Source organism: Couchioplanes azureus, from assembly GCF_014648355.1.
Taxonomy (GTDB): Bacteria; Actinomycetota; Actinomycetes; order Mycobacteriales; family Micromonosporaceae; genus Actinoplanes; species Actinoplanes azureus.
The window spans coordinates 42866-66417 of sequence record NZ_BMQY01000013.1 but is presented as its reverse complement, the minus strand read 5'-3'; the positions used below and the strand labels follow the sequence as shown (position 1 = coordinate 66417).

The window sequence follows — 23552 nt, the reverse complement described above, 5'->3', positions numbered from 1 at the left end:
ATGGACGACTTCACCTACCAGCTACCCGACGAGGCTCCGCCGGAGATGGCCGCCATCGCCACCCTCGGCCAGGGCCTGCACGGCCTGCTCGCCTCCATGACCGAGCTGCACACCCAACTCGCGGCGCTGCGCGAACAACACGAGGCGCTGCACAAGCGCGTCGACGAGCAGGCCGGCACGGGCGCCAGGAAGCGCAGAGCCCCGCCGGGGATCCCGTGGCCGCTGCGCTGGGCCGAACTCGACCACACGGGCGCGTCGCAAGCCTGGGTTTGGCTTATCGGCTGGGTCGCCTGGCTCGTCGAGCGCTACCAGCTCGTCGAAGAGCTGCCGTCCTGCTGGCCGCAGCACCCCGCCCTCGTAGAGGAGCTCACCGCGCTGGCGGCCGGCTGGTACGCCGCCTACGACGAAACCGCCGACGCCGCCGCCCCGCTGGCGTGGCACGAGCGCTTCACGCGCGCCCGGATGCGGCTGCGCGAGTGGGACGACTACACCCGCTGCCGCAACGGCACCCACACCACCCGGCAACTCGACCTCGACTGGCCCGACACCTGGCGTGCCGGCGCCTACGACATCGCCGAAGCCGACGTCGCCCACCGCCCCCCACCACCCCACCACCGGAGGTGACCGGCGATGACCCAGCCCGCGCAGGTCGCCTCCGCTGCCGACTGGGCCGACCTCGTCGCCGCCCTGCGCAACGAGATCTACCTCATCGAAGGCTTCTACGACGCCCTGACCAGCGAAGCCGAGAACAACACCGATGCCAACCCCACGCCCGCACCAGCCGCTGACCGGACACCCGCCCTCGAACCCGAGGAGCACACGCCGATGACCGACCGCGACCTGCAAGCAGAACACGAGACCGAGCACGAGATGCGCGAGGACTACGAAACCGACGGCGAGCTCGACGGCGACAACGACCCGCCCACCGATCCCGCCGACCACGACCTGGAGACCGAATGATCACCAGCGCAGCAGACCTGCACGCCGCCGCGGCGGCCGAGCCGGAGCCGAGCGACGACCGCGCCCGCTACCTGCAAACCCTGCGCGAGCTCAACGCGCACGGCGCCGCCATCAGCACCGCCCTGCTCGAGGCACCATTCGCCGACGGGCCGCACGCCCGCACCACCGCCCTGACCAATCTGCACCACCGCCTGCGCGCGATGGCCGCCCTTGCCAACCACGCTCTCGGCGGCTGGCCCGAACCGTCCGAAACCGTCGACCAGCCCCAAACGTCCGAGCGGCAGGCCGTGCAGTGACCACGCGCCGGGCCTTGCTTACCGCGATGACGCTGGCGGTGGGGGCCGCAAGTGCCTGCACCACGTCCGCATCGCCGCAGCCGACCACCGGCCCCTCAACCGCCGCCGAAATCGTGCCGACAGCACCCACCCACCCCGAACACGACAACGCATACGAAGGCACCGGAGACGCACCCACTGCGGCACCGCCACCGCAGGCCCTGCTCACAGTGCAGGCCTATGTGCGGGCATGGGCACGACCCGACCTCGACGCCACGAACTGGCTGGCCGGTGTCACCCCCTACGTGACGCCGGCATACCGGCAGCTGCTCACCACCGTCGAGCCCGCCAACATTCCCGCCCACACGGTCACCGGCCCACCCGTGGTGGTGTCCTCAACCACCGCCGTCGTCGTCGCCGACGTCCCCACCGACACCGCAACGGTGCGGGTCACCTGCACCCACACCGGTGGCCGCTGGCTGGTGGCAACAATGCAGCCGCGGGAGGCCGCCGGTGAGTAAGCGCACCTGGCTCATCGCCGCCATCCTCGGTGCTGTCCTGCTGATGTGTGGCCTGCCGATCGTCGCGGTGCTCTCCACGCCCACACCCGCCGATGCCTGCGCCTCCACCGCACGGGGGAGCAGCGGACCCGCCACCACGCGCCAGCATCCCGGCGCGATCGGGCCGTGGACGGACGCGCAGATCGGCAACGCCGCGATCATCGTGGCGACCGGCGTCGAGATGCACCTACCCGCGCGCGCCTACGTCATCGCGGTCGCCACCGCGATGACCGAATCCCGGCTGATCAACTCCAGCGTCGCCACCGACCACGACTCCGTCGGGCTGTTCCAGCAACGCCCCAGCCAAGGATGGGGCACCGTCGCCCAGCTCACCGATCCGGTCTACGCCTCCCGCAAGTTCTACAACGCGCTCACACGCGTGGACAACTGGGAGACCCTGCCGTTAGCCGTGGCGGCGCAGACCGTGCAGCGCTCGGCCTACCCCGACCGGTACGCGAAATTCGAGAACGACGCCGAGAAGGTCGTCGTCGCCGTCGCCGGCGTCGCCTCCATCACCGACCTGGCCGGAGCCAGCCTGGCCGACTGCGGCCCGCCCGTCGTCGTCGCTCCCGGCGGTTGGACGCAGCCCGTGCGCGCCGACGTCGGCTCCGGATTCCGCACCGCCGAGCGGCCTACACATGACGGTGTCGACCTGAGCGCGAAGCGCCACACCGTCATCCGCGCCGCCTCCGCCGGCACAGTTGTGTGGACGGGCTGTGACAACGACACCGGCAGCTGCGACGTCGACGGCAGCCCACAGATCCTCGGTTGTGGCTGGTTCGTCGAAGTGCTGCACGCCAATCGGATCGCGACACGGTACTGCCATATGGTCCGCAGACCTGACGTCTCCCGCGGCCAGCGCGTCAACGCCGGCGACGCCCTCGGCCTGGTCGGTTCCTCCGGAAACTCCTCCGGTCCGCACCTGCACTTCGAGATTCATCGCGACGTCACCTGCGACGCCGGCCACTGCGCCCTGGACAGCAGCAACGCCCACGACCCCGTGGCGTTCATGCGGCAGGTCGGCGCGCCGCTCGGCCGCTGACGCCCTGAAGAACGGACACCTCATGTTCCCGACCACGTTGCCCTGGTCGCACCGCAGCCGGCCTCATCACTCGACGGTCGGCAGGCCCTACGCCCCGGTGCTCCTGCCAGCGTTCCGTCGCTTTCCGGCGCACGGGCATCGCCGCGAGCGCCGACACCTGCGCGACATCGCCGCCGCTGACGACGAAGACGGAACCACCCATACACGCGGCGCCGCCTCGTACGCCCGCTGAACCCCTACACGACCGGAGGGCTCCACCGTGTCGCACTCTGCCGATCAACCACCTGACCCCGCGCCCACATCCTCCGAGGAGGGGAGCACACCGCCTCGTCCCCGACGACACCGCGGCATCCACCGCAAACCGATCGCCTGGCCGCGATGGCTGTCCCGACTTCTGCGAGGCCGCTCATGAGCTCAACACCCGTCGACGACGGTGCCCCACACTTCGCCGAACCCGCGAACTCCCGGGCGAGACGGCCGGGCAAGGTCGACGACGGCGACATCGTCTCCGCACTGTGCCGCACCGCGAACCTGGTCCGGCAACACCTCGAGCACACCGTCCTGCGCCCCGCCGACCTGATCTGGACCACCTACGACGTGCTGCACCTGGTCGTGGCGCACCGCACCATCGCCACCCGCACCGTCGCAGCGACCAACGGCATCTCCAAATCCACCGTCACCGTCGCCGTGCGCACGCTCAGCGCCCGCGGCCTGATTCGCCGCAGCGTCGACCCCGGCGACCACCGCCACGTTCTGCTGCGCCCCACCAGCGTCGGCTGGCAGGTCCTGCACGAAGTACGACCCCGCATCACCGAGGAACAGCAACGGCTGCTCGTAGGACAAGTCCCCGGCCTCGGTGCTCGCGCGCTCGCCGTGCTGCGCGCTACGGCCGAAGCACACGGGACCTAGCGCCGCTTCCGCTCAACTCCACGCCTGGAGAACCCGCATGCTCATCATGTTCAACACACTCATCGGCGTGTGTGCCGGCGCCGCCCTGCTACTGGTCCCGCGCTACTGGGCCACCCTCCGCGGCGAACACCTACCACTGCAACTCGTCCACGAACCAGGAGAACCCAGCGGCTGGGCCGCAACATTCGGCGTCCTCGGCGCCCTGCTGACCGGCCTGGGCTTCGTCATGACGATCAGCCATCCCCTCGCCCCGGCCAAGCCCTACATCGACACCATCTTCGGCGAACCGTCACTGATGCTCGGCGTCATCCTGCTCGCCGCCGCCTGGTACCTCGGCCATCGCAACACCCTCACCGTCGATCAGCCGCGCCTACCAGGATTGCTGGCGTCGATCAGCTGGGTCATCTTCATCCTCGGTACCGTGCTGGTCTGGTGCACCCTGGCCATCGCCCGCTTCAACGTGATCGGCGCCGCGCCGGCCACCGAACCCATCACCGGGCTCCTGCATGACTATCCGGTCGTTGAGAACACCTTCTTCATCGCCGTCCTCTACGGCCCGGCGGCCCTTGGCTGCCTACTCTTTCCCTTCGCCCTCGACCCCCGAAGACGCCGGACCTGGCTGACTCTCTACTGGTGCTGGACCGTCGCCGGCCTCGGCTTCACCGCGTTCAGCGCCATGAACTTCTACACCCACACCGGCATGGTCATCAACATGGTCCCCGGCGGCGCGGACTACCGCTGGTAGCACGCCGTTGTGGGCATCTTCGCGGTTCTGAAACCTCTCGGCCGATACGCCGTAGGGACGGCTTTGACCACAAGTCCCAGACCTGGCGTCTCGCCAGCCCCTTCCAGGGGGCAGTGCTCTCGTCATGGGCGACAAGGATTCATCCCGCAGAGGGGCGACACCGGTCTGTCAGTCGACGACTAATCCCCGCTGCTAACGAAGGGGGACTTCAGCGTGCGGTTCGTGCTGGCCCTGCAGCATGCGGTGCTCAACTCTGACCTGCCCGCTCCGGCACGTCACCTGCTGCTGTCCTTGGCCGTCAAAGCCGACTGGGAAACTGGCGCCATCCCGACCGCTCATACCCCGGCGTTGTCCACGCTGAGCACTATGACGGGCTTGTCGAAGTCCACGGTCGCTGAGTGGCTGGACGTGCTGCAAACCGCCGGCTGGGTCAAACGCGACCGGCCCACCAAGGGCGGTAACAGCAGCCGCACGCACTACACCTTGCTCATCGGTGTCCCAAGTGTGGCCAAGCCCGAGCGCGCTTCACGCCGCCGTGCCAAGGCGCCCGGTAGTCCGCCCAGCGGACAGGTCCGCCTGGCGGACACTGCGAGCTGTCCGCCAAGCGGTACACGGGCAGTCCGCCTGGCGGACAGCAGCAGGCCGCCAGGCGGACACGCATCTATTAAGAACTCTCCTCCGGAGAGTTCCATCTCCAGAGACCGTCCCACGCGCGCTGCCTACCGCGTTTCGACGGGTTCCCTCCGCTCTCGATCCCAGGACGCCAGCGAAGGGTCCCGGATACCCGACGACTTCCGGCCCACCGAGGAGATGCGTTCCTGGGCGTGTGCGAACACTCCCAACGTCGGACACGTCGCCACCGAGGCCTTCATCGACTACTGGAAAGCCCAACCCAGCCCTCGGGGCCTGAAGACCGACTGGACGGCCGCCTGGCGTAATTGGATGCGCCGAGAACAAGTCACCCTCGAGCTCCGCCCCGGCTTCCGGGGCACGGCCGTGCAGACCGTGATGGAGGCGCGACCAACACTGCCGCGCCCCGCGGAAGAGATGTGCCGCGACCATCGTGGCCACCGGGCCGTCACGTGTGGCCTTTGCCGCGCCGAACGCATCGCAGCGGACAAATGATGATCGGTTGGGGCCGCATCATTCGAATCGACGCTGGCGAACTTGGCATGGCGGCCCGACGGTGCATGGCCTCAATGGATGAGGCATCGCTCACGCGTGGGAGGTTCGCCCGTTTCCCCGCGACACGAGTGCTTGCAGCGCCATCGGCACGCTGCTATCGGCGGCGATGGCGTGGTTCGGTCCTGCTCATCGTCGTCAGGCGCCCTGACGCCAGTGGCTTAGGTGTCGTAGATGCCGCAGTCCCACGGCGCCGCGAAGGCCATGTAGTTGCCGGGCTCCGCGGTCACCCACCAGATGTCGTCCAGGTCTTCGGGTGCCTGAGCGATGAGTCCGAATTCGGCGCCGAAGCGGGTGACGGCGAACGGTTCCACCTCGATCCGGCCGAAGGTGACCTCGCCGAGTTCCTTAAGCCGGGCTTGGTAGACCTGCTCCACCTCGGCACCGTCCAGACTGTCGGGAACATTCAGTTCGTCGATCTTGGCTTCCAGGAAGCGCCCGTCCCGGTCGAACAGGTACACGGCCATGAAGTCTTGGTTGATGTCAGAGCCGTCCTTGCCGGGCAAGAAGGGTGTGGTCAAGAAGAACTGGCGGCCGTCCGTGAGGCGCCCAACGTATCGCGCGTCGAAGTCGTCGTGATTGATGGCGATGCGGCTCGGCCGGCCTTCTTCATCGGAAGCGGCGAGCGCAGGTTTCGCCCCGGTGCCACATCCGTCGTCGAAGGCGCCCGGAATGCACCCTCCGGCAAAGCAGGTCCCTGCGACTAGGGACACGATCACACCAGCCATGCGTGCCCAAGACCTGCTGCCCGGACGACCTCTCAGCGATTTAACCTTCTCGGGCACTCTGTCAGCCGGCCGATCCGGGGAAGATTTCCAAGAGCCAATATCCGGTCGAGCCGGCGACGCCGCCATCTGCGCGTCCGGCGATGCCGCGACATTCCAGTCGTTCGTCGATGTAGTCGTCGACTCGGCGGTGTGGATCGAGCTCTTCGGTTGGTGTGCCGTCAAGGCGGCTGATGAGCAGTAGCTGATTCTCCTCGTCGAGGAGTTCCAGCGCAGTAGCCAGGTCATGTTCGTCGCCTGGCGGCGGGTCGTTCACATCCTCGTGTTGCCAGACGATGATCGGTTCGGGTTGGGGGTGGTGCTCGGCGATGGTGACGAGCGCGGGTACGACCGCGTCGAGTAGTCGGGTAGCGATCTGATTTGCGTTCTCCTCGAGCGCGCTGAGCGTTACAACGAGTTCCAGATGCCCGCGAGCGGCGTCGAGGCGGGCCGTCACGGCAGGCGTGGTGTCGGTGTCGTCCGTGACGGTGATCGTGATGCCGACGGCGTGTGGCGTCGCCCGGGTGAGGAAGTCGTCCCAGAGGGTGAGGCAATGTTGAGTGGTATTGACGGCGGAGTGCAGCGTCTTGGACTTTCTCGCCGGAAGGCTAGGAATCTGAAGTGTCCAGGTCACCGGATGCGGATGGTCCATGCCGTCACCTCTCCATCAGGCGTAGCGACGGTGTGCCGTGCGCCAACCGCGCCGAGGGCATCGAGCACTGTCTGGTGCTGCCTGGTCACGATCCCGGATAGGGGCTCCTTCGCGACGAGCAACAGTTGATCGGGATCGGTGCTGTGTGCGAGGCGTTGCAGGTGGACCGCGGCCGCGGCGTAGCGAGAGGGTCCGGACGGTCGTGGACGGAACGGATCCTCCAGCTCGGGCCGACTGCGACCGGCGCTCGGGCCGACGGCCGCGGGTGTGCCGATGCCGTATTCCTCGCCGATCGCGTGCAGTGCCTGCTGTACAGCCTGGAAGAGGCGTAGCCCGGTCAGCCCGTCTCCCACGTGCGGGTCGGAGAACCAGGAAGATGGGATACGGAGTCCGCAGCGGATCTCCTTCGGGCCTCCGCAGTTCTTCTTCCTGAGATACTCCACGCTCACCGACGTGTCGTCATGCGGTAGCAGGTGCACCATGACGGCACTGCGGGCCGGGAACCGCTGCTTGAGCCATGCCGCGCCGGCGAAGCAGCGGTTGAGCCTGTCCTCGACACTCTCTGCGACAACAACCGTGGCCCGCCAGTAAGCCAAGGGATCGACCCCTGTCGGCATCCTGTGCGATGCCGACAGGAAGATCCAAGAACTCACGACGCCACTCCTACCTGCACGTCTTCTTCATGCCGACGGGCCTTTGGCCGTACCGCAGAACGTAAGTCAGACACATGTTCCACTCCCAGTATCTGGCAGCGTACCGGTTCGGGAATCGAAGGATCGAGACGACCTGGCATTTCCCGTACGTCCTGGGATCATTCTGGCATTGTCGTCTGCTTTCGTTGGCGCGATCCCTGGGTGGGTAGACGGCGGTAATTCCGTATTTGTACACGGTTTTCGCGAGAATCCCTGGACGGCCACCGTAGTTGATTTGGTAACCCCAGGTGGGGCCTATGTAACCGCAGCTACCCCTACGGGTGGACGGGAAGCACGGCTTCGGCATCTTGCCGACCAGTCGGGCGATTGTGAAGATGAAATGATTCTGGATCGCGAATGCAAGATTGATGATGCCGTTGATTCCTCGCTCGATCGCTCTGGCGATCGGTTCCCAGCAGACGCAGCGTCCGTCCAGGTCGGTGTTGTTGACCGGGTCGGCATTGCCGTAGTCATAGTCGTTCGCGGAGCCGCCGTATACCGGGTCGACGCTGAGGAAGCGGCCGGTGGTGGAGTTGTAGAGGCGGGCTCCCATGAGCATGAGTCCGTTGGTGGAATCGGTGGCTCGCTGGGCGCTGCCCAGCCAGCCGTAACGTGTGCTGCCTGCCAGGGAAGAGTCGAGTGGGTTCCCGAACTCATCAGTGATCGTCGTGCTGGTGACGCCTGGGCTGCCCGGCTGGATGGTGGCGACGATGTCGCCGTGCAGGTTGGTGATGTAGTAGTCAGTGGATGCTGTTGCGCTGTTGTACACCGCCGTCATACCGCCCAAGCCAGCGATGAACCGGCTGTACGTGGTGCCGCCTTCTTCCGTCCAGACCGGGCTGTCGTTGTCGTCGGCGAAATGGTTGACGTGGTTAATGCTGCTGTTGTTGACGGTGTCGGTCCAGGACCCGATGCGGTCGCCGATCACTTCGAGGCTGTAGGTGGTGGTCCGAGTTCCCTGGGTGATGGTGCGGACCATGTCGTTGGTGAAGTAGCCGATGCTGGTGTCGCCGGCACCGTTGGCGGTGTCTGCGCTCGGCACGGTGAGGGTCCGGCCAAGGTCGTCGTAGCTGTATCCGGAATTGACGACGCGGTCAGCGGCGTCGTACTGCCACGTTCGCTGGGTCGCGATCGTGCTGCCCTGGCAGCCGCCGTCGCTACTGGGGTCGAAGGAGGTCACGCTTTCGCGGTTGCTGTTCTTGTCGAAGCTGTACCCGCGCATGACGCAGCCTGCACCGATGTTCTGGCTTGCGGACGCGAGCCGGCCAGCGGCGTCGTACTCGTATCCCCCAGAGGCGAAGGTGTCGGAGTGATACCTGCGCTGGCCTTGAGCCTGATAACCCGTCCAGTCGGCGTAAATGATCGTGCCGCCTTGCAGATATTCGATACCAATCGGCGCGCCGGTTTCGTTGTAGAACCGGTTGACCGTCAACCCGTCTGGCCGCTGCTCGGTCTTGAGCCGGCCTTCGGCGTCGAAACTGCCGGTGAAGGTACCCCCCTGAGCGTCGGTGACCTGGCTGTTGAGACCTCGCCCTTCACCGGTGTCGTCGTAGCCGAACGTCGTGCCGGCTTTGCCGTCACTGCTGCTCTGGGGCCGGGAGTTAAGGTCGTAGCTCGTCGTGGAGGTGTTGCCCGTGGCATCGATGTACGACGTCAACCGGCCGAGGCTGTCGTAGTCCCGGGTGATCCGGGAAACGACGGTCCCAGCGGCGTTCACCAGCTCCGTACGCACGGTTTGACCCGTTGCGGGGTCGTAGACGGTGCGCCGGGTGTTGATCGGCGTGCCGAGGCTCGCACCGGCGGCTACCGCGACGGTGCTCGAACGCCCGGCCGCGTCGTAGGCGATAGTGGTGGTCCGCAGCGTACCGGCGCTGCTGATCTCCTTTACCACGGTTGGCTGGCCATACAGGCCGTACTCGGTATAGGTGGCGGGCAATTCGGGGTCGCTTCCCGGTTGCGCCGCGGGTGCGATCCGGCAAGCGCGACCGGCCCATTCGGCGTGGTTGTCACAGGCGGGGTCACCAGAGCCGGTGCCTGACCGGTAGTAGATGGTTGTGCGCGTTGCCGCGGTGGTGCCATCGCCAGCCGGTCTCGTGGAGGCTGTTTGCAGCCCCGTGACCGGGTCGTAAGCCAAAGTGGTCTTCAACGCGAGCCCCTGCGGGTCGACGGTGATGACCGTGGGCTGGAGCACATCCCAGTCGTACTGGGTCGTGGTGGTGCGGCTGTCGGTATCGACGACCTTGCCGAGGTTGTCGAAGTACTGCACCGACTGGACCTGCGTGGTAACCAGGTTGTACTTCGTGTCAGGATCCGTTGCGTTCTCGTCGTAGCGGTAGACGGTGTGGGCGCGACCACGGACGGTGCTCCAGTTGTACAGAACCACGTCGTGTTCTGGCCCGAGCACGTCAATCAACCGCTGTCCGTCGCTGCTGTAGGTGGAGATGGTGGACAGACGCGACGCGTAGGTGGCCTCGGTCTCGGCGACATCGCTGGTCGAGATGTTGAGAGCCTGTACCCGGTTGCTAGCGGTCAGCGCGCGGACCACATTGCCGTAGGTGTCGTACCACGTGGTGGTCAGGTGCTGACCGGGCTGCATGGCATTAACCCGGCGGGCATTGCCGTCCAAGTACGTCACTGTTGCTTGCCGCCAATTGGTCGGCATGGAGCCGGTGGCCTGGTTGCCGTCCGGGACCTGGGTGGGCGGGAACACCGCTGTGGCGTCCACCGGAGCGACGTTCTGCCCCCAGCGGGAGGTCTGTGCGGCAGACAGGTCAGCCGGCGCGCCGGCGCCGGTCAGCGGCACCCGATAAACCACGGTGGACACCGCGGTGCCAGCGGTCAGCGCGGAACGCGTGACTTTGGCGAGGCGTCCCTTGCCGGCGTCGCCGGGCACCGTCGTGTAGGACAACTGCCACGGCTGCTCTGCTGGCGGAGCAATTGTGGACAGGATGCCATCGGCGTCGTAGGTGTAGGTGATTGCGAGCTGGTGCGCGCCGGCGGTGTCGGTGTAGTCCAATCGCGGGTCCCAGGCCGCTGCAAGCCGGCCGTTGCTGTCGTAGCTGTAGCGGGCAAGCGCGACCGTGCTCATCGCCGACTTGGCCGGATCCCACGCGGTGAAGGACAGCTGCTTGAGGCGGCCGGTGTAATCGCCGGACGCCATCGTGGTGGCGGTGGTGGCAGTGGCGTAGGAGTAGGCGAGGGTCGTGCAGCCCCGGGTGGTGAGCGGACTGGTCTTGCAATCGACCCCTGCAGGGGCGGGGGCCACCGCCTGCGTAGGCCGCATGATGTCGACCCCGTTGATGGTGGCTTTTGCCCATGTCAGTGCGGTGGTGTCGCCGGTGCCGAGATCGACGAAAGCGCTCGGCGTGAAGGAGGGGTCGGTGGTGGTGTTGCGGGTGAAGGTGGTCGTATTGCCATCGGCGTCGGCGAGCACGTAGCGCTCAGGGCCGCTGCTGAAATACTCCAGCTTCAGGTCCTCGTCTCCGACCGGGGGCGCGAAAGCGGCGTAGGTGGTCGTGCCGGCCGTCTTGGTGAAGTCCAGAGTGTCGCCGTTCGGGGTGCCAACCTGGACCAGGCCCCCCGTAGCAGTCAGTGTGCGGTAGGTGTTGCCCGTGGGCACGCCGGTGGTGGACACCCAGCCCGGTCCGAACAACGGGTCAATGGTTGCGGCCTGACGGGTGTTGAAGGTCCGGCCGACAGTAAGCCCGCCGTTGGCCTCAACATCGGTGTCGCTGACGGCGAGGTTTCCGGTGAGCAGGTTGACCGCTCCGGGACCCATGTCGGAGGTCGGCGCGTCTGCGCGGTTGCGGTCGAGTTCGAAGCGGACGGTGTCGCTGGTGCCGGCGGTGCCGCCGGTGTAGGAGGCACGCACTTGCAGCGGGCCGTCGAGGGCGTCGGTGCCGGCTTCGGCGGCGTTGACCGTGTTTTCGACGTTCCAGTTCAGGTCGGGGAACTTGCCGCTGCCGGTGGTGGCCAGTGGCCAGGTGACCCCGCCGCCGGTGGTCTTGCTGACATCCGCAGCCGGGACGCTCTTCCAGGCGTCGGTTTCTGCCCGGCGCCACTGGTAGGTCACGCTCGTGGACGTGGCGGCCCCGGTGCTGGACACCACCACCTTGCCGGCGGACAGGTCACCCGTGGCCGGGGAGGCCATGGCGCCAATGACGTTGGTGACCGTGAAGGCGTGGGACTTGATCGGGGACAGATTCCCGGCCCGGTCCCGGGTGCGCACATACAGCGTGTGCGCACCGGCGGTGGAAGGGGTGATGGAGACGGTGGCATTGCCGCCGATGCTGCTGGCGTTGGCCACCGTAGTCGGCGGGTTGGTGTCCAACCCGTACACGTATGCGGCGGCGTCGGTGGTCCCGTTGGCCGCGAACGTGACACTACCTGCCACGCCGGGTCCGCCGCCGGAGCCGCCGGCCGGGTAGGTTGCGGAGGAGACGGTCGGTGCCGCGGTCGGGACGGTGGTGTCGATGGTGAATTCGCAGGACGTCGACCAGGCGCTGTTGCCGATACCGTCGGTGCCCTGCACCCGCCAGGAGTACGAAGCGTTGTTCGTGAAGGCGCCTGCGGGCACCGTGGTTGACAGGGTGGAGCCGGAGGCAGCTGTGGCGGTGGTAGCGCCACCGATCTTTGCGCCGCCGGCGGCGTACCACTCGAAGTTGGCCTTTACCGGGCTGGACTCGGCGTCCGAGACGACGGCCTTCAATGTAGGCGTCAGTGAGTTGATGTAGGGCCGGCCGGTGCCGGTGGCACACGCCGAGGCTGGGGTGGTCGAGCGGATGCCGACGGTCGCGATGGTGTTGTAGGAAACGACCGCGTACGGGACCTGCGCGTTGTCGGCGGCGTTACGCGAGCGGAATTGCTTGAACGCGTTGCCGTCGGTTTCGTTGGTGGCGCGGATGCCCATGTACCCGCGCGATCCGCCCGAGTCCGCGGCGCGCTGGAAGAACGTCTTGGCGTCGATGTCGACCCAGGCGTCGTTGCAGGTGGTGTTGAAGCCCTTGGTGAGGGTGGAGGTGGCTTCCTTGGTCTTCCACGCCGGCTGGTTGGTCCAGCGGGTGTCGGAGTTGGCGGGGTCGGTCGACCAGATCTCCCAGCTGGCCGGGGTGCACGACGGCGACCACCAGTTCCAGAAGTAGGCCCGCGCCTGGGTGATGAGCTTGCCCCGCAGCAGGGTCGTGTCCCAGTGCACGAAGGAACGGGTCACGTTGCCGCTGAGGTTGCCGAACTGCAGGTCGTTCGCGCCGCCGCGGTCGACGGTGTCGTTTTGCTTGACGTAAGTGTCGAAGGTGGTGGACACGGGGTCGAGGATCGGGTCGATCGTTACCGGGTACTGCGTGGCCGGGTCGTTCAGGAAGCCTTGATCCGGGGTGAGGGTGATCTGCGCGCCGGCGCCGTCCGTGGCCTTCTTCGGCTTGGCGACCTTGGCAGCGCGCTTGGCCATCTTCGTGGCGATCTTGCGAATCTTGGCTGGTTTGCCGGTGGTGGGCTCCGTGCGCGCGTCCCACATTTCCGGCGCGGGGACGGTGGCCAGCGGCTTGTCGTTGTTGTCGAGCAGGACCACGTTTCCGGCGGCGTCCTGACGATATGACGCCACGGCGGCACCCGTCACCGGCAGCGTCAGCTTCGCCACCCTGGCAGCGGCGGCCCGGGACTTGACCACGAAGAACGTCTCTGCCCCGGTGCGGGTGGCCTGGACGACGAGGTCCACGCCGGGCAGCGCTTCAGGGTAGGTGGCCCGGTCACCGTCGAGCGTGGGCTCGGGCAGCTTGCCCGACCAGGACATCGCAACCCGGTGGGCACCGGTGCCGACTTCCGCAAGTGGATGCGCCTCGTCGGTGGTCTCGGCGCCTGCCAGCACCAGTTCCGAGGTCTGCGCCTTGGGCGAAATGGTGCCGTCGGCGTTCTTGACGAGAGTCAGGTCCACGGGTGCCCACTTGCCGTCCGGCTGCTTGACGCGAACCGGCGCGGCACTGACGAACTGCTCCACCTGCCCGGACGGCAGGGCGAACGCCTCCACCGTCTCCGAGGTCGCCTCGTCGATCTGCACTCGGCCGTTGCACATCCGCGCCGTGATCAGAGCGGCGGACTCGTCCGGGCGTGAAGGCGGGCACTGCACCGCGGGCGCGGCCGCCTTCTCCACTGCGACGGCCTGCTGAGCCGGCGCGCTGGCCATCGACGCGACCAGCGTTACCGGCAAGGCCAACGCCAACCGCCTCGACCACGGCGCCAGCGATTCACGCCCTAGCGCCGGTGCGGCATCCGCACGCTTTCCGAACACAGACAAGATCCGTCCCTTCCCAGGACCCACAGCGAAGACCGAGAGAACCTAGGACAGAGGGACCCGTCCCGGAGCGGCCTTGACAAACGTCCGGCGCTCGGCGGATGAGGGATTCGTGCCTTCTTGTGACGTCAGTGAAGTCCTGGGAAAGCAGGATCGGCACTAACAGGTGGGAAGCAAAACCTTGATGACCGGGGCCTACGCATCAAATGGCCCACCAAGAAAGCGTCCTTGCGGCGGATTGCATTCACAGTTCATGCCGCTTCCGCTGACGTGGCCGGGCGTGCATTCGCTCCGACTATTACGGACGGGAAGCGCCGACTCGTTCAAGCCGCTGACAAACTTGAGAGGAAGCATCGATGGTGAGCCGTGTCGGAGAGCCTGCGCGTGTGCCCCGATCGGCCTACCTCGGCCGATTGCGGTACCTGTGACGTCCTCGAGGTTGAGACGTTGGAGTCAGTCGAGGGCGGGTCCAGCATCAGCATCTGCCTCCTGCTCGGTGTCGAGGATGCGTTCCTGGGCGGCATCGGCGAGCTCGCTGAGCTGCATGGAGATGGTGTCGTGGCGCGGTCGGGGGCGGGTGGCGTCGATGGCGCGGACGCGTGCTGTCGTGGCCCGTAGGGCCTGGGCCAGGTCTCCGATGCCAGTGTGGAGCCGTTGTGCGCGGCGGACGGTTTCGGCGGCAGCGGCGAGGCCTGCGTATCGAGTCGGCAGAACTGCGGTGTACCAAGTGCTCCACCGGTGGTGTTGTTGTTCAAGTTGGTGGACATGCCGACGGGCAGCGGTGACACGGTCATGGGCGCTGGAGGCCTGCTCTTGGAGCTGGTCAACGGTGGCGCTGGCGCGAAGCGCGGCGGTACTTGCGGTGCGGTGTCCAGTGGCAGCGCGGGCGCGCAGCGGACCGGCCTGCCACCAACGCGGTGCCCGCTTGGCGGCGTGCCGGGCGGCCGTGGTGGCGCGGCTTTCGGCGGTAGCCAGCACCAGGCGTACGTCCCGGAGGTGCTGCTCGGCGGCGATGAGCTGGGTGTGCGCGACGCGGAGTTTGCCGGCGACGTAGTCGGGGGCGGTCCTGTCGGCGGCGCGTTGCAGTGCGATGAGTTCGCGCAGCTCATGGTCTGGGGTGGCGCTGATCTGCCCGGCGAGGGTGGCGACGCCGAGGACGGTCTGGGCGCGGTGCCACGCTGCCCAGCGGGTGGGGTCGCGGTGGGAGGGTTCCGGGCCGATGGGTTCGTCGCCGGTGATGCGGTAGCGGTCGCGGTAGGCGGCGACGACGGCGGCGCGGGTGAGCCATTGCCGGCGTCCGGGTTCGTCGTCGGGAATGGTCCCGAGGGTGCGGGTCCAGACGGGCTGGTGCTCGGCGGCAAGGTGGGCGAGCGCGTCGATGCGGGTGTCGCAGATGGCGGCGACCTTGCGTAGCGCGTCACCGATGTCGCCGTCGACGTGTGGGGCGCGGGTGGTGTAGGAGGCGGCGTGGGTGCGGCTGGTGGCCACGGCCGGGTCGGGATGCAGGTCTCGGTAGGTTCGGTCGATGCGCCAGGCGAGGACGGCGGCGGTGTCTTTCGCGCTGTGCAGCTCTCGTTCGGAGGCGACCGCGCGCAGGACTTCAGTGGCGTCATAGCCGGCCGCGGTGAGACCTTGCAGGCGTGCGGCGAGCGCCGGTATGGCGGGGTCCGCGGCGAGGTGCGCCGCGACGCGGGCGCCTGTCACGCTGGCGACGGCCCCGACGTAGTGCGGTGTCATGGCGCGCGCGGCGAGGTCGTCGTAGACGGGTCCCCAGTGGTGCAGGGCGTCGACGTCGGCCCACAGGGTTTGTTCGGTTTCGGTGGCGGAGCGGTCGGTGGCGTCGGCGCGGAGGAGGTCGGCGAGGACGGTGATGCCGGCGGTAGGTGGCTGGGCGGGGTGGCTTTCGGGGGGTTCGTCGCTGATGATGACGGCGAGTTGGTTGAGCAGGCGGCCGCGGGTGGCCATGACGTAGAGGCGTGCGCGGCTGGTGGTGTCGTCGACCAGGGCGCGGGCGATGTCGACGGTGCGGCCTTGGGCGGAGTCGACGGTGGCGGCGTAGGCGAGCTGCACATGTTCGGCGACGTACTCGGCGGGCAGGGTGGTGCGGTCGCGGGTGGTGGCGTTCTCGACGCGCAGGCTACCGTCGGGGCTCAGTTCGAGGATGCGCCATTGGTCGCGGTTGGCGACGAACGCGCTCCCGGCGATGAGGTCGCGGTTGTTGCGCCGGGTGATGACCAGGTCGCCCACCCCGGCGTGGGTGCCGTTGGCGAGGGTAACGGAAGGCCCGGCATCCACGAGGCCGGCGCGGATGAGCAGGCGGCGGGCTTGAGCGGCGATGTCAGCGGCGTCAGCTTCGGTCTGGACCAGGATGAGGCTGGTTCGGCCCTGCAAGATGTCGGCGGTCCAGCCGTCGAGGATGCGGCGGGTGAGGGCGGTCCGGTCGCCGCTGATGATCCGGCCGCGGCGGTCGTATTCGGCCAGCACGGTGGTGTCGCCCTCACGCAGCCTTAGGGAGGCGGGTCCTTCCCACGCGTCGGTGAAGCGGTGCACCTCGCGCAGTTCGGTGGTGGTGCCGAGGGAGGCGAGGTAGCGGAACATGCCGCCGGGGCCGATGGCGGAGATTTGCTCCGGGTCGCCGACCAGGATGAGTTTCCCGGCGACAGGTTCGAGGAGCTGGGTGAGGCGGACCAGGTCGACGGTGGAGACCTGGGAGGCCTCGTCGAGGATCACCCACTGCCCAGGGTGGAAGGCCCAGTCGGCGGCGGCGGTGCCGTCCGGCGGCGAGTGTTGGGCGTGCAGCCACATTGCGATGTTCTCGGTGCGGATACCCGGGTAGTCGCCGTCGCGGGTGGCCGCGGCGAGCAGGAACGCGGCGTTCTGCCCGACGGTCAGCCCCAGCACGGGAATGCCAGCCTGGTGCGCGGCGGCGCCGACGGCGCGCTGCAGGTAGGTCTTGCCAGTGCCGGCGGGGCCAACGATGCCGGTGACCCGGCGACCGTCGCCGACCGCGAAGCGCAGAGCAGCGCGTTTCTCATCGGACAGCTCAAGCCGATCGGCGACCTGGTCCAGCACCTTGGCGGGTGCCGGAATGGCGCCGCGACGCGTGGCGTAGGCGAGCAGTTCTTTCTCGGCGGCCAAGACCGGTTCGGTGGAGAGTTTGAGGTCGCGGTGGCGGCTGTAGATGTTCTGCCGGTCGCTGCCCCGTACCAGCGTGTTTCCCCAGTTGAGGAGCGCGGGCGGGGTGAGCACACGGAGTCCGGCGGCGTGCGTGCGCACCGCCTGGGCGGCGAGCTGCTGGACATGACGCCAGTCAGCTCGACGACTGTCGGTAGGGCAGACCTGCAGGACCCGGCCGAGCGCCAGCTCGAGGTGATCGATGTGAAACACGGACCGCTCAGCGGTGACATCTGCCATGGCGCGTTCGACCGCCAGATGGGGGAGCCGGCGGATCGCGGCGTCGACGACCAGCCGCTGTCGGACGTCGTCGGTGATACCGGCGTCGACCGCAGCCAGGTGCAAGTCCTCGGTACGTACGGCACGTCCGTCCCGGCGCAGCTGCGCACCGCGGATTATCCGCACCGCGTCGCGGTCGACGTCGTCGCGCACATGGCCGGCGACGATGCCGCGGACCTCCTGGGTGGTGTCGAGCCCGGCGGTGCGGTCCTCGCGGCGCCAGCGGGCGACCGCCTGATTGGTGGACTCAGCGCCGTCCTTGGCGAGTCGGGTACGCAGGGTGGCATCCTGTGCGCGGCGCCGCCACCGCCCGGCCGTCAGGCGTTCGCGGCCGATGCCAGGCGTCGTGGCGCGTGTGTTCATCTCGGCTTCGATCGCGGTGCGCCGCTTGGAGTAGTGCAGTAGGGCCCGTGGGCTGATTCCAACCACTTCGCGGATGGGGGAGGTGTCGCGTTCGGCGAAGCTGACGCCGAGGCGCCGCCCGAGCTCGCTTTCGACGGCGCGTTCGTAGGCGACTCGGGCGCCGATGGTGGCTTGGTAGAAGGCGCGGCTGTCCAGGGCGAGCCAGTGCTCGCGGTCCTCTTGGGTGACGCGGACCTTGGACGAGACGATGATGTGTGAGTGCAGTTGGGGGTCTTTGTCACGGCTCATGCGGTGGTCGAAGACCATTGCAGTGAGGCCGTCGGTGTCGACCTGCACGATGCCGTTGGTGCCGAGCCGGGTGAAGGCGCCATGTGCGCGCAGGTGTTCCAGGGTGGCGCGGATGCCTTCGTGGTGGGCGGCCATGACGTGGTGTTTGACGGTGTCGTCGCCGAAGGCCCATAGCAGGCTGACGGACTTGACCGGGGAGACGGTGACGTCGAATCCGGCGACCGGGCGGCGTTCCGGGGCGGTCCAGATGTTCAGCCAGACCTGGGCGATCTGTTCGTAGGTGGCGTCGGCCGGCAGCGCTCGCCACGCTTTCTCGACGGCGGCCTGCCGGGCGGCGTCGTCCATCGGCGCGTATTGCCGCCAGAGACGGCCGAGTTGCTGTGCGCTGATGGGGTGTTTGCCTTCGCCGATGAGTAGCTGCATCTGCGTGGTGGTGACCTCACCGGACACCCCGAACATCGCTCGGCTGTTCCCGGCCCACCAGCCCGGCGCCTCCCCGTGGGCGGCCGGGTCGGCGTGGTAGGCGACCACCGAGTCGCTTCGTGTAGGCCGGAAATCGTGGCGGCCGGTCGCGACCTGCCGCGTGAGATACGCGATCCCGGCGCCCGGTGCGATGCGGGTGACCGAGAGCATGACACCGAGCGTACGACGCGATCCGCCCCTTATCGACATTGGAATGCCAGGGGGTGTGCCTACTCTCAGAACGGGTTGGAGGATTGCTTGAAATCTGTGCAGATGAGCGATGGTGTGCGCATCGTTGAATGATCTCAGGACCTATTAGAACTAACATTCAATGAACGTCAGACGTAGAGAACAAGGGCAGCAAATCGGTACCGTCGATGTCATGGCCAGCAAGATGACTAACAGTGCAATCGAGGCGTTGCGGCGGCGGCATGCGGCAGAGCACGCCGCGCTGAAAGCGGCGACGGACGCGGGCGCGGCGGTCCGCCGGGTACAGGAACGGCGTGCAGGGGAAATGGCGCGCTGGGATGGGATGGTGGCGGAAGCGGAGCGAGGTGCGGATGTCGCGTTGGCGGTGCTCGCCTCGCTGATGGCCTCGGATGTCGCGGCGGCCCTGACGCAGGAAACACCGACGCGGGTGCGGCTGGGGCAGCAGCGGGCGCCGGTGGATGAGGTCACCGCGCGGTTGGGCGAGTTGACCGATGGCGTGCCGGTGACACGGCGCCGAGGGCGTCCCCGTGGGAGCGCTCGGTCTGCGCGCCCTGCGGTCGCGGTTGGACTGCGGTCATCTCTTGACGCGGCGGGTGGCTCGGTCGCGCCGCCTACGGCGGCCGATGAGGGGACCGGGGGAGTCCGGTGAAGGGCTGGATGGCGGCTGGGACAGCGAGCACAGGACCTACGGCGGTGGGTGTAGATCGTGGTGTTGAGGCCGCTCGTGGGGCGGGTTAGTCTGGGGTCGGCCTCTCTGCTGACGCCTATGCGTCGGTGTGTTTGGTCAGCGTTGGCCGACGGACTTGCCCGTACATCTCCCGTGGAGGTGTCCCCGAGAGGGGCCGTCGGCCTCTAGCCTGTCTGCATCCTGGTCGTCTGGCCGTGGGTGATCGGCGCGGCAGATCGAGTTTCGGTGCTGGATGCGTCGACCTGGGAGTGTGCGCGGAATGCCGCCGATTGCGGGCGTGCGGGTTGAGTGCAGAAGTATGCCCGGGGACGGTGGTGGTCCCCGGGCTGTGGGTGCCCTTCTAGAAGGGGCAGGGCCAGGCGTCGGTGTTCGGTGTCGGTTGTGCGGCGGCGTGCAGGATGCCCAGGACGGCGGGGGTTGCGCAGTAGCCCTCGTGAGCGGCGTCGGCGGTGAGGATGTCACTCATGTCTTCTGGGACCTCGGCGTACATGCTGGCCAGTTCGATGGCGGCGGTGGGTTCGGTGACTTCGTGGAAGTCGTCGCCGATTCCGATTGTGGGCTCGTCGAACGGGTTGTCGTCGTCGGTCATGTAGACGTGTGTGAAGAAGGAGCCTAGGGGGCGGTCCCATCCGATGACGACACACGAGACGGTGTGCGCGTTGTGGGGTGTGAGGTCGTAGCGGCTCACGGCGGTTCCTCTCTTCTTTTGTGGTGTTGATCAGCGTCGCCAGGGTTTGCCCTCCCTGGCTATTTACCATTGTATCGCTATTATCGATCCATATCGATAAACGTTGGGGGAATTCTGGTTTTCTTCCTGCATTCGCGGGCCGCGTCGAGCGAGTGTTCGCGCGGCGGCTGGCGGGGGGTTTGCCTCTCGGCATTTTTCGGCCGCAGGCGGCGAGCTTGCTCGCCTGGTTGCGGCCGACGGGAGCCAAATTCGGTGCGGGGGTTTCGAGCGAAAGATCATGCGGGGTGTGCATGATGTTTTGGGAGCCCGCGGCGGATTTGGTGGACGGCGGGCGCAACCTACACTGGTGGCGGAGCCAGTGGCCGAAGATGTGCTCTGGCAGCGCGGCCGGAGGCCGCTTCCGATTTACCGGCCCTCCAGGGCCGGCGGGTCAGCAAGCGCGATCATCCAGGGCGGCCCACCGCGCGGAGGCGCCTGCCGGACCGTCCGCACCGACGCTGCTCAACGATGGCTGTAGCCCAGGACATTGCGGTACTCGCGCTGATCAGTCGACGACAGCGCGATCACATCCAGCGGATCCCAAGGGATTCTTCCACCGGGTCGCGACGCAGTACCGGCCAGCACAGACGGACCCTGGCATGTTGCGCGGTGTCCGCCGATGCTCTCGGCCGCTGCCAGCTAGCGGCGTTGGCTCGGGACTTGTCAGGATCAGTGCGTGCGGATGCTTGTGCTGGGTGGTGGATGGTTCGTCGGCCGGGCCCTGGTCATGGCCGGCCACGATGCCGGCCATGAGGTCACGGTGTTCAACCGGGGCCGTTCAGCCCCTCCGCCCGGCCCGGTGACGGTGGTGCGGGGTGACCGTACCGACGCGGCGGATCTGCGCCGGTTGGCCGGTCATGGTCCGTGGGATGTGGTGGTCGATGTGCATGGGGTCGTGCCGCGGCAGGTCGGCGCTGCCGCTCGGGTGCTGCGTGGGGTTGTCGGCCGGTACGTACTGGTCTCCACGGTCAGCGCCTACCGTGACTGGCCCGAGCGGGCGGTGCACGAAGGATCGCCGGTTAAAGCTGGGGACCCGGATGCTGATCCGGAGGACTGGTCGTGGGGGACCGGCGTGTACGGCCAGTTGAAGGCAGGCGCTGAGGCGGCCGCAGCCCGGGCTGTCGACGAGCAGCGCCTGGTCGTGCTTCGTCCGGGGGTCATCCTGGGGCCTGGTGAGTACGGCGGTCGTTTGACTTGGTGGTTGCGCCGTGCAGCTGCTGGCGGCGAGCTGCTTGCCCCGGGAGCCTCGGGTGATGTCCTGAGGCCGGTCGATGTGCGGGACCTGGCTGCGTTCATTCTGCGTCTGGTCGAGCAGCAGGCGTCCGGGACGTACAACGTGGCCGGACCTGTTGGCCGCGATACCTGGGGTCATCTGGTTGAGGCGTGCCTGGCGGCGACCGGCGCGACCGCGACGGTGCGGTGGGTGGACGGTGAATGGCTCGCTGATCAAGGTGTGCAGCAGTGGGTGGAGCTGCCGATGTGGCGTACCGCGCCGGGTACCTGGGCTATCGACACGACCCGGGCTGAGGGTGCTGGGCTGACCTGCCGGCCGCTGGTGGAGACGGTGGCCGACACGTGGGCGTGGCTGTCGGCGGGTGGGCAGCCGGTCACCACGGATCGAGAGTCGATGCACGGCTTGGGCCTGGCGCGGGAGCGGGAGTTGTTGGAGCGGTGGCGAGCGCGGCTATCGGCGCGTTGATCAGCGCGCTGGCGATCCAGTCTTTGACGGCGCCGGTTAGTTGCTGGCTCAGGCGCGCATGGCGGTGTGGGGAGTCGGCGACGACTCGGCCGAAGGTCTGCAGCCGGCCGGTCAGGCGGGCGGTGCGCCGGGCCGGCTCGAGCTGGAGTGCCGGCTCGAGTGCGTCGCAGGCGCCGTCGAGGTCGCCTTGCTGGGCTCGGGCGGTGGCCAGATCGATGAGTGCGCCGTGATGCACGGCCCAGCGGCGTTGGGGTGCCGGTGTCTGCCGGTACAGGTGCAGCGCTTCGGCTGAGTGGCGGGCTGCTTGAGCGCCGTTGCCGAGGCCGAGGTGGACCGCCCCGGCGCACAGTGCCAGCCGGGCTGGAGGGAAGGCGAATTCTCCGCCGGTGCTGTCGGCCAGTTCATCGGTATCCCGGGAGTGTTCTCGAGCGTCGAAGGCACGGCGTAGAGCAGCGAGGGCGCGGTCGCTGCCTCGGGGCAGCATTGTCCACGCTCGGGCGGTGATCGCGTGCAGCCGGACTTCTGATGCGCCGGCGGCGTAGCGCAGCCCATCCTCGGCGACGCGCAGGCCTTCGGCGGGGCGGTGCGACCAGAACGCGATGGTGGCCTGGACGCTGCGGACCCACGCGCGCAGGGTGGCGTGGTTGCACAGTTGCGCGTACGTCCATGCGGCGGCGGCGAGGTCGTCGGCGGCGGCCGTGTCGCCGAGGTCCCAGGACGTCGTCGCGGCCAGGCCACACACCTGCCCGGCGATCAGGTACAGCTCGGCGAGGTCGCTGGGCCGGCGAGTCAATCTCAGGAGCTGGTAGGCGCCGTCGCGGGTGTCGACGAGATCGGCGAGCAGGGTCTGTGGGGCGGTGCTGGCGTATCCACGTGCCAGTCGGCGCACCTCGAGGTGCAGGGCCTCGACGCTGACTGCGTCCACCACGCTGGCGGCAGCGGCCCGGGCATGACGGCGAGCCTGCGCGGCTGCGCGCAGGGTCAGCGTCGCCGTGGCCTCGGTCGGCGGTTCGTCGACCGCGGTGGCGGGCGCGAGAGAGGCGACGGGACCGAGCAGGGTCTCGATGGACAGGCCGAAGAGCCGCTCCGCGACCTGGCACGCCGGACCGCGAGGTATGTGCACCTGGGCTGACAGCCACCGGTCGAGCTGGCGCAGGCTCAGCGTGTATCCGCGGACCCCCATCTCGCGGGCGGTGCGCGCCATCTCGGCCAGAGCGTGCTCGCGGCTCCAGTGCCGCCGGCGTAGCTCTAGCTCGAGGACGGTAGCCGGGTCTGGTTCGACCATCTCAGCTCCTTCAAGGACAGGCGGTCCTGTCACCGTAGGCCCGGACCAACCACGGCGGGGACGGCGACAGCGCAAGGGCATTTAAGCGGCATGCCGGCGTCATGGTCGCGGCAGCCGTGCGGGCGAAGAGTCGATCTCGTCCGGTAGCCGACGTCGAGGCGTTGAGCGGCCGTTGTGGCGACCTGGAGCGGTACAGGCCAGCGAGGAGCCACTGGTTGCCGTCGAGTCGGGAGAGCGACAGTTGAGAAGGAAGGGTCCGCGATGCCGAGTAGAGCCGCCGCGTTGCCTATACAGACAGCCCTGCCTCTGA

17 protein-coding genes are annotated in these 23552 nt (G+C 67.9%); 10 read left to right on the top strand and 7 right to left on the bottom strand.

Translation table 11 applies throughout. From position 1 onward, the window contains the following. From IEY99_RS31015 to IEY99_RS30980, 8 genes are all read left to right on the top strand, one after another. Positions 1–624 carry a hypothetical protein gene (locus tag IEY99_RS31015; protein WP_189207665.1) on the top strand — a complete coding sequence of 208 codons (624 nt, stop codon included), beginning with the start codon at positions 1–3 and terminating at the stop codon, positions 622–624. Between the two features lie 6 nt (positions 625–630). Then, on the top strand, positions 631–960 hold the full coding sequence (locus IEY99_RS31010; RefSeq protein ID WP_189207664.1) for a hypothetical protein: 330 nt from the start codon (positions 631–633) through the stop codon (positions 958–960). Beyond that, positions 957–1256 (top strand): hypothetical protein, encoded by a 300-nt coding sequence (locus IEY99_RS31005; protein WP_189207663.1) that lies wholly within the window; start codon positions 957–959, stop codon positions 1254–1256. Before IEY99_RS31010 ends, IEY99_RS31005 begins: the two co-directional genes overlap by 4 nt. 26 nt (positions 1257–1282) lie before the next feature. Then, positions 1283–1756 (top strand): hypothetical protein, encoded by a 474-nt coding sequence (locus tag IEY99_RS31000; RefSeq protein WP_189207662.1) that lies wholly within the window; start codon positions 1283–1285, stop codon positions 1754–1756. 43 nt (positions 1757–1799) lie between these two features. Then, positions 1800–2837, top strand: coding sequence for a M23 family metallopeptidase (locus IEY99_RS30995; RefSeq protein WP_444542447.1), 1038 nt, complete (start codon positions 1800–1802; stop codon positions 2835–2837). Positions 2838–3245: 408 nt separating this feature from the next. Next, complete coding sequence (locus IEY99_RS30990; RefSeq protein ID WP_189207660.1) at positions 3246–3746, top strand: MarR family winged helix-turn-helix transcriptional regulator; 501 nt, start codon at positions 3246–3248, stop codon at positions 3744–3746. A gap of 37 nt (positions 3747–3783) precedes the next feature. After that, positions 3784–4491, top strand: a complete 708-nt coding sequence (locus IEY99_RS30985) for a DUF981 family protein (RefSeq protein WP_229799403.1) — start codon at positions 3784–3786, stop codon at positions 4489–4491. A gap of 213 nt (positions 4492–4704) precedes the next feature. Beyond that, a complete protein-coding gene (locus IEY99_RS30980) occupies positions 4705–5616 on the top strand; it encodes a helix-turn-helix domain-containing protein (protein ID WP_189207658.1) in 912 nt (303 codons plus the stop codon). 218 nt (positions 5617–5834) lie between these two features. Here the strand turns inward: IEY99_RS30980 and IEY99_RS30975 are convergent, their stop codons facing one another. The 5 genes from IEY99_RS30975 to mobF form a co-directional block, all read right to left on the bottom strand. After that, positions 5835–6401 carry a hypothetical protein gene (locus IEY99_RS30975; RefSeq protein ID WP_229799402.1) on the bottom strand — a complete coding sequence of 189 codons (567 nt, stop codon included), beginning with the start codon at positions 6399–6401 and terminating at the stop codon, positions 5835–5837. 61 nt (positions 6402–6462) lie between these two features. After that, positions 6463–7089 carry a hypothetical protein gene (locus IEY99_RS30970; protein ID WP_189207657.1) on the bottom strand — a complete coding sequence of 209 codons (627 nt, stop codon included), beginning with the start codon at positions 7087–7089 and terminating at the stop codon, positions 6463–6465. After that, positions 7068–7742, bottom strand: a complete 675-nt coding sequence (locus tag IEY99_RS30965) for a hypothetical protein (protein ID WP_189207656.1) — start codon at positions 7740–7742, stop codon at positions 7068–7070. The genes IEY99_RS30970 and IEY99_RS30965 overlap by 22 nt, the downstream gene beginning before the upstream one ends. A gap of 10 nt (positions 7743–7752) precedes the next feature. Then, complete coding sequence (locus tag IEY99_RS30960) at positions 7753–14064, bottom strand: RHS repeat-associated core domain-containing protein (RefSeq protein ID WP_229799427.1); 6312 nt, start codon at positions 14062–14064, stop codon at positions 7753–7755. A gap of 456 nt (positions 14065–14520) precedes the next feature. Further along, a complete protein-coding gene (mobF, locus tag IEY99_RS30955; protein ID WP_189207654.1) occupies positions 14521–18804 on the bottom strand; it encodes a MobF family relaxase in 4284 nt (1427 codons plus the stop codon). 211 nt (positions 18805–19015) lie between these two features. Here mobF and IEY99_RS30950 point away from each other — a divergent pair, with 211 nt between their 5' ends. Then, positions 19016–19492 (top strand): hypothetical protein, encoded by a 477-nt coding sequence (locus IEY99_RS30950; RefSeq protein WP_189207653.1) that lies wholly within the window; start codon positions 19016–19018, stop codon positions 19490–19492. A 379-nt stretch (positions 19493–19871) separates the two neighbouring features. Here IEY99_RS30950 and IEY99_RS30945 read toward each other — a convergent pair whose 3' ends face one another. Continuing rightward, positions 19872–20219, bottom strand: coding sequence for a hypothetical protein (locus tag IEY99_RS30945; protein WP_189207652.1), 348 nt, complete (start codon positions 20217–20219; stop codon positions 19872–19874). A 721-nt stretch (positions 20220–20940) separates the two neighbouring features. Here IEY99_RS30945 and IEY99_RS30940 point away from each other — a divergent pair. Then, on the top strand, positions 20941–21957 hold the full coding sequence (locus tag IEY99_RS30940; RefSeq protein ID WP_189207729.1) for an NAD-dependent epimerase/dehydratase family protein: 1017 nt from the start codon (positions 20941–20943) through the stop codon (positions 21955–21957). Here the strand turns inward: IEY99_RS30940 and IEY99_RS30935 are convergent. Continuing rightward, positions 21866–23242, bottom strand: a complete 1377-nt coding sequence (locus IEY99_RS30935) for an NsdA family TPR-like regulatory protein (protein ID WP_189207651.1) — start codon at positions 23240–23242, stop codon at positions 21866–21868. The genes IEY99_RS30940 and IEY99_RS30935 overlap by 92 nt on opposite strands. Positions 23243–23552: the final 310 nt, after the last annotated feature.

Excerpts from the sequence above, each read along its gene's own strand:
- IEY99_RS31015 (WP_189207665.1), top strand. The coding sequence starts at position 1 with ATGGACGACTTCACCTACCAGCTACCCGACGAGGCTCCGCCGGAGATG.
- IEY99_RS31010 (WP_189207664.1), top strand. The coding sequence starts at position 631 with ATGACCCAGCCCGCGCAGGTCGCCTCCGCTGCCGACTGGGCCGACCTC.
- IEY99_RS31005 (WP_189207663.1), top strand. The coding sequence starts at position 957 with ATGATCACCAGCGCAGCAGACCTGCACGCCGCCGCGGCGGCCGAGCCG.
- IEY99_RS31000 (WP_189207662.1), top strand. The coding sequence starts at position 1,283 with ATGACGCTGGCGGTGGGGGCCGCAAGTGCCTGCACCACGTCCGCATCG.
- IEY99_RS30995 (WP_444542447.1), top strand. The coding sequence starts at position 1,800 with ATGTGTGGCCTGCCGATCGTCGCGGTGCTCTCCACGCCCACACCCGCC.
- IEY99_RS30990 (WP_189207660.1), top strand. The coding sequence starts at position 3,246 with ATGAGCTCAACACCCGTCGACGACGGTGCCCCACACTTCGCCGAACCC.
- IEY99_RS30985 (WP_229799403.1), top strand. The coding sequence starts at position 3,784 with ATGCTCATCATGTTCAACACACTCATCGGCGTGTGTGCCGGCGCCGCC.
- IEY99_RS30975 (WP_229799402.1), bottom strand. The coding sequence starts at position 6,401 with ATGGCTGGTGTGATCGTGTCCCTAGTCGCAGGGACCTGCTTTGCCGGA.
- IEY99_RS30970 (WP_189207657.1), bottom strand. The coding sequence starts at position 7,089 with ATGGACCATCCGCATCCGGTGACCTGGACACTTCAGATTCCTAGCCTT.
- mobF (WP_189207654.1), bottom strand. The coding sequence starts at position 18,804 with ATGCTCTCGGTCACCCGCATCGCACCGGGCGCCGGGATCGCGTATCTC.
- IEY99_RS30950 (WP_189207653.1), top strand. The coding sequence starts at position 19,016 with ATGGCCAGCAAGATGACTAACAGTGCAATCGAGGCGTTGCGGCGGCGG.
- IEY99_RS30940 (WP_189207729.1), top strand. The coding sequence starts at position 20,941 with ATGCTTGTGCTGGGTGGTGGATGGTTCGTCGGCCGGGCCCTGGTCATG.
- IEY99_RS30935 (WP_189207651.1), bottom strand. The coding sequence starts at position 23,242 with ATGGTCGAACCAGACCCGGCTACCGTCCTCGAGCTAGAGCTACGCCGG.